We start from the raw sequence: 6056 nt of genomic DNA on the forward strand, positions 1-6056 counted from the left end.
ATTGGTCGGAGTGAAACTGTTGGTGAAGGTGTTGGTAGGGGTGTGGGTATCGGTCACGGTGAAGGTGTTGGTCGCGGTGGCCGAGGGCACCGTCGTGAAGGTGTTGGTGGGCGTGAAGCTCGGCGTGAAGGTGAAGGTCGAGGTCGAGGTATTGGTCGCGGTCCTCGTATTGGTGGACGTAGAAGTATCAGTGGCGGTAGAGGTACTGGTCGCCGTAGACGTGGTCGTGAAAGTGGAGGTCGAGGTCCGGGTCGAGGTGACGGTGCTCGTCGAGGTCGCCGTCGCCACCGCCGTCGCCGTACTTGTAGAAGTGGAGGTATTGACCGCCGTCGCCGTGCTGGTGGAGGTCGAAGTGGAAGTGGCGGTGTTTGTGGACGTAAAGGTGGTCGTATGGGTGGACGTACTGGTCGAGGTGAAAGTACTGGTGGAGGTGGAGGTGCTTGTGGCGGTGGCCGTGTTGGTCCTTGTCGCAGTGGCCGTGGGAGTCATGGAAAAGGTCGGTGTGGAAGTACGGGTAAAGGTCGAAGTGCTCGTGGAGGTGGACGTGCTGGTCGAAGTGGAAGTGCTGCTGGCGGTCGAGGTGTTGGTCCGGGTGGCGGTGGAGGTGGCGGTGGCCGTTGAAGAAAAGGTGAAGGTCGCGGTCGAGGTCGGTGTTGAGGTCCTCGTGTTGGTGTTCGTGGGGGTAGGGGTCGGGGTGGGCGGCTGGCAGGTGGTCGAATTGACCAGAACGTTCACCCAGGCCGTGTCCTTGCCGGCGGTGTTCTTCAAGGGGTTTCCCATGGTCCAGCTGATTTTGGTGTCACCCGGGCTCAGGACACCTGCACCTGGTGTGTAATTTCCGATATTCGCCCAAGGGTATCCACCGTTGGTGCCAGGAGGCCCCAGGACACCAGGACCGCTCTGCCAAAGGACCGAGGGGCTGCTCACACTGCTGGAGGGCGAAACGAACTCATCCGTCATGGTGGTTCCTGCCGGGTTCCCACCGTCACTGTCGTTGGGGAGTCCCGTACCCCCGATCCGGGTGAACTTGTCGTCAGGAGGACTGCAGACCGGATTCCCCGCACAGCCCCAATCCAGGTCCGTCTTCGCCGGAGGATAGCCCTCGAAATTATCCCCGTTGATCTCGCCATAGACCCAAAGGAAAAGCCCGTCGGCCAAGTCCACTGTGGTGGTAGCGGTCCCGCCCGGGGTCTGGTAAACGACCACGATGGAGGCGGTCAGTAGGCCGTAAAGCGCCGGACTGGTGATGGTATAGGTCCCGTTCTTGAGGCCGCTGACAAGACTGGTGATGTCATAACGTTCGTTGCAGTAGTAATAGATGTTCGCGGGCCCGTCATTGCATCCATAGATGGGATGACACCACCCATTCTGGGAATCGCCGTAGCCCGATTGAAACCCGCCGGTAAAGGCGGTGCCGTTCACTGTTACCGCGTTCACACAGCTGTTGGGGGCCCAATATTGCTGGACCGTATAGAGGAAGGCCTTGACCACCGTTGTCCCGCCGCCGGGGATCCCCGAAACGACCACAGGCGCGTTCCCCGAACCACTGTTATAGGTATGCCAAGCCGCCGTATTGGCCGTGTACCCGACACCCAAACCGGTGTACATGTAATGCTGCGTGATGTGATTGACGTTCAGCAGATTCGGGTTGGGAGGACAGCTGGGTGGGTAGTTCGAGGGGGTACCGGCCAAAAGATGGACCGGTGTGATGAAAAGAACGATCAAGAACATTACTCGTGTCTGCAGCGGACCGGTCAATGACTTGCATCGTTTTTCATTGAATGAGCGTGAAAACAAACCATATCCTTAGCGGGCACGCGTCGGAAAAGGGAAGGCCCAACGGCTATTTGTTAATGATTTTAGGGGTCCATCAGGCATTTCCTAAGATCACGTTGCCATAATGATGTTACTTTTTTGCGAAAACGTTTTAGGTGGACCTTGGACCAGTCGGCAGAACCTTTTCGGTTTTCGGAAGGGTTCGCCTCCGCTTGGGAACCCAATGTTAGGATGACGACATGAAATTCCATTTCATCCTGACCCTTCTGTTCCTCGGCACCCTTTCCCCGGCCGAGGCCGACTTCGGGAACTGGTTCGTGGTCGACCAAAGGGTCCCTCACCGCTTGGATTCCCCCGATCAACGGATCTCCTTCCGATTCACTTGCCCCGAGGACATCACGTTGACCGCCGCCGCAGTCTATTGTGACCAGGCTTCCCATCCCCCCGCCTATACCCTTTCCATCCAGGGCGACGACCACGGCCTGCCTTCCGGCCAGGACCTCAGCCGTCAGGACCTTGTCCCCTCCCCGGAACGTTGGATGACCGTTCCCTTGGACACCGCGCCCCTGATCCGGGGACAGGTCTACCATTTGGTCCTCCGGGCCGACCTCTACCGGGGCGGGGACCATCAGGTCAACCCCTGCGACAAGGACCATTACGCTTCCTTTGCCTCGACCACTCCCCTGAACGCCTTTCGTCCAGGGGACGGAAGCCCGGACCCAATGGCCAATACCCTTCTCCTGGCGAAGGACCGCTGGGTGAAAAAGGACCAGCAACCCCTCTATGCCCTCTTTGGCCTCGGCAACCGGTTCCAGGGAAACCCTTACGACCAATCCGGCTCCCAACCCATCTATGGGATGGGCCCGGATGGTGATAAGGCCCATGCCCGTTGGTCGGGACAATCGCTCCATTTCCATTGCGGCTTCCAGGCCCAAGCCCTGGCGATCCGGGTCCGCAAGGTCGGTCACCCCAAGACCCCCTTGCGTTACGTGATCCTGAAGAACGAGTTCCGGATCCACCGATGCGTGGCCATGGCCGAAGGCACCGCTTTGGAAGCGGACCGATCCAGCGTCCGATATCAATGGGTCACGATCGGCTGGAAGGGTCTGGCCGCCGCCAATTTCTCCCCCGAATGTTGGTTCCTCTCCTTGCGGACCGATTCCGGGAGGGCTTCTTCGTCATACCCGGAGGGATGTGAGGATTGCTACGTGATCTCCGACGTTGGGAATTCGGGCGGATTGGCCCGGGCCGATGCCTTGAGCTTCGACGGCGGCCCCCATCTTTCCCGGGAGGTCTACAACGACCAGGGAGGGGCGGGAGACCTTTGGCAGGACATTTTCGAGCGGGATGCCAACCTAGGGGCCTTGGGCGCGGTCTGTCCGGAAGCCCCTGATTTCCAGGCCCGGCCTATCCCGACACCCTTCGACCTCGATCATTTGGAAGGGACCCTTCCATGAAACACTTCTCTTGGGCGCTTCCTGTGCTTCTTTTGGGTTGGGCCAACGGCCTCAAAGCCGCCGAACCCATGATGGACACGGGTCTTTTGGGATCCTACCGCTCCGCGCCGCCCAATCTGGCGCAAGACGGGAATTTTTCCGAAGCCATAGATCGCGAACGTAAAGCCCTGCGGATCGCCCAGGACCAGTTCGGGGACCTCCATCCCTCCTTGGCACCCATCTTTGATGATCTGGCGGCCCTGGAAAGGACCGCCGGTCTCTATTCAAGGGCCGAGGAGGATTACCGTTGGGCCCTGGCCCTGAGGGAAAAAGCCTTCGGCCTCGGGTCCAAGCCGGTCGGGCTTTCCCTCCTCGACTTGGCGGCCCTTTTGTCGGATCTGGGACGGTTCGACGAAGCGACCCTTTGCGTTCAAAAGGCGTACAAAATCCTCTCCCAAAATGGGGATTCCGACGAAGCCCAATGCCTGTTGGAGTGGGGCATCCTGGCGAGGGAGAACAAAGACCTTCCTGGTTCCGAAGATCGTCTTCGGGAATGCCTGGGTATGAGGTCCCAGGTCCCGCCGCGTTGGCAAGTTGAGGAAGAATTGGCCAGGACCCTCTTGGCCGCCGGAAAGAAGGACGAGGCCCTAAAAATGGCGGAAGGTTCCCTGGCCGATCGCAAGACCCTGTACCGGGCCGACAGCCCCGAAGTCGGCCGTTCCCTTCAGTTCAGCGGCGATATCCATCGCGCGGCGGGCACCGGACAAGCGACGGATCTTTATGAGGCAGCCGCCGCCATCCGCGACCGCCTGATCGGCCCCGACCTTTTCACCAACATCCCTTATCTTCAGGAGTCGGCCGAAACCGACCAGGCCCTGGGCCGTTTCAAGATCGCTCAAGCCCTATTTTGGCGAGTCCTGGCCCTCACCCGGCAATACTACGGGCCCGAACACCCGCGTACGGCCTTTCTCCTGGAGAAGTTGGCCTATGTCGATCGGTCCCTGAAAGAAGAAGGAAAAGCCCGGGAGCAACAACAGGAAGCGGTCCGCATCCTAGAAAAGGCCCTGGGCCACGACCATCCGGCCACCCTGCGGGCGCTCCAATTGTTGGAAAAGCTTAAGGGAAAATAAAAAAGGGCCCCAAAAGGGGCCCTTGGTAGGCAATCCGGAACCTCAGATTCCTTTAGTGTTTGATCAAAATGGGGATGACCTGTTTCTGTACTAGGTTCCCCTGCGGGTCGACCAAGTCGACCGCCGCATAATAGAACCCGCTGGCCAATCCAGTCACATCCAAGATGACATACTTCGAACCACCTGGACCCGTCTGCGCGGGCTTGGTCAATTCCCCCGCGATGTCATAGAGACGGACCGTCAGGGTATAGGCTACGGGTGATTGGACCTGGATCGTGGTCTGGACCGTACCATTGGTCAGGACATTAGGCGCGGCATAGACCTTTCCATCGGCCAAGGGGTTGGACCCGCGTTGGACCACGACGGACTTCGAGACCACCTGTTCCCCACCCTGCCCATCCACCCAATGGACCTCTGCCTGATAGACGCCATTGGTGACGATGGCACCTGAATCGCTCCGGCCGTCCCAGACCACCTGGGTACCGTTGAAATAGATGGTCACACTGGCATTCCCCCCTGCCGTGGGCGTTCCGGCTTCGGGCGCGAGGAGGCTTCCGGATAGCGACACATTGCCCAAGGACGCGTTCCCGGGATCGTCCGCATAGGAATAAAGATGCCGGATGACCTCGCCAGCTCCGTTGTAGATGTTCACCTGGATCTTGGCGATCGAACGGCTCACCGTCACCAGTTGGGAAACGTTCGTCACCACCCCATAGGTGTCCGTGCTGGAGACCTGCAGATGGTAGACCCCGTTGTCCACCGGGTCGCCCATTTGGTTCGTCCCGTCCCAAGCCGCCAAGAGCTGCCCACCCACCTCCACGTAGGTCTTCCCGCCCAGTTGGGTGATGGCCGCGCTCGACAGGTCGAAATTCTTGATCTGCTGCGACATCTCCTGCACCCATATCTCCTTCACCAGCTCTCCGCTCTCGTTATACACCGACACCTTCACCTCATAGGTGGACGCGATCACCACGTTCACCGACGCGTTCTTCGGCCCCGGGCCTCCCGCGTAGGTCAGCTCGGCGCTGTTGGTCAGGATGGTCCCGCCCTTCAGCAGGTCCGCGATCTTGGCCTGATAGGTGATGGTGGCCGGACCCACCGGCAGGCTCTGCGGCGGGTTCCAGGTCCAGGTCAGGTCGTTGCCGTTGTTCGAGGGTGTCCCGCCATAGGGCGTGATCAAGAACCCTTGGAAGGTCTCGTTGGCCGGCAAGTGATCCGTCACCGTCACCGAGGAGGCCGGCGACTGCACCACATTGAGGATCAGGCTATAGGTCACCACATCCCCGGAATTCGCCACGCTTTCCGACACCTTCTTGGCGATATTCACCCCAGGCGTGGGGGTGAAGGTATCGGTGGGCGTAGAGGTGAAGGTCGGGGTGTAGGTGCTGGTCGGCGTGCTGGTGGCAGTGTTGGTAGCGGTATTGGTGGGCGTGTAAGTGGCCGTATGGGTGTTGGTCGGGGTAAAGGTGAAGGTCGCGGTGGGGGTGTTGGTAGGCGTGCGGGTGTTGGTAAAGGTGAAGGTGTTAGTAGCCGTAAAGGTATCGGTCGCGGTGGCGGTGGAAGTGAAAGTAAAGGTCGCGGTCGGGGTATTGGTAGGTGTGCGGGTGTTGGTGAAGGTGAAGGTATCGGTAGCCGTGAAGGTGTTGGTCGGGGTGTTGGTGGGCGTAAAGGTGAAGGTCACCGTCGGCGTATTGGTCGGGGTCTTGGTGTTGGT

The 6056-nt window shown here is 59.8% G+C and carries 4 protein-coding genes; 2 read left to right on the plus strand and 2 right to left on the minus strand.

Going from position 1 to position 6056, the window contains the following annotated elements; genetic code table 11:
- On the minus strand, positions 1-1731 hold a 1731-nt coding region (locus tag VHE12_10510; GenBank protein ID HVZ81208.1), incomplete at its 3' end, for a hypothetical protein.
- 284 nt (positions 1732-2015) lie between these two features.
- Here VHE12_10510 and VHE12_10515 point away from each other — a divergent pair.
- Together VHE12_10515 and VHE12_10520 are read left to right on the plus strand one after the other, a co-directional pair.
- Positions 2016-3233 carry a hypothetical protein gene (locus VHE12_10515; protein ID HVZ81209.1) on the plus strand — a complete coding sequence of 406 codons (1218 nt, stop codon included), beginning with the start codon at positions 2016-2018 and terminating at the stop codon, positions 3231-3233.
- A complete protein-coding gene (locus tag VHE12_10520) occupies positions 3230-4342 on the plus strand; it encodes a tetratricopeptide repeat protein (GenBank protein HVZ81210.1) in 1113 nt (370 codons plus the stop codon). The genes VHE12_10515 and VHE12_10520 overlap by 4 nt, the downstream gene beginning before the upstream one ends.
- Before the next feature lie 52 nt (positions 4343-4394).
- Here VHE12_10520 and VHE12_10525 read toward each other — a convergent pair.
- Positions 4395-6056, minus strand: a 1662-nt coding sequence (locus VHE12_10525) for a hypothetical protein (protein ID HVZ81211.1), incomplete at its 5' end; no start/stop codon positions are given.

Source organism: bacterium (assembly GCA_035549195.1).
In the GTDB taxonomy this organism is placed as follows: Bacteria; Oederibacteriota; Muellerivitia; order Muellerivitales; family Muellerivitaceae; genus DASZRK01.

Coding starts and splice junctions, on each gene's coding strand:
- VHE12_10515 (HVZ81209.1), top strand. CDS start 2,016: ATGAAATTCCATTTCATCCTGACCCTTCTGTTCCTCGGCACCCTTTCC.
- VHE12_10520 (HVZ81210.1), top strand. CDS start 3,230: ATGAAACACTTCTCTTGGGCGCTTCCTGTGCTTCTTTTGGGTTGGGCC.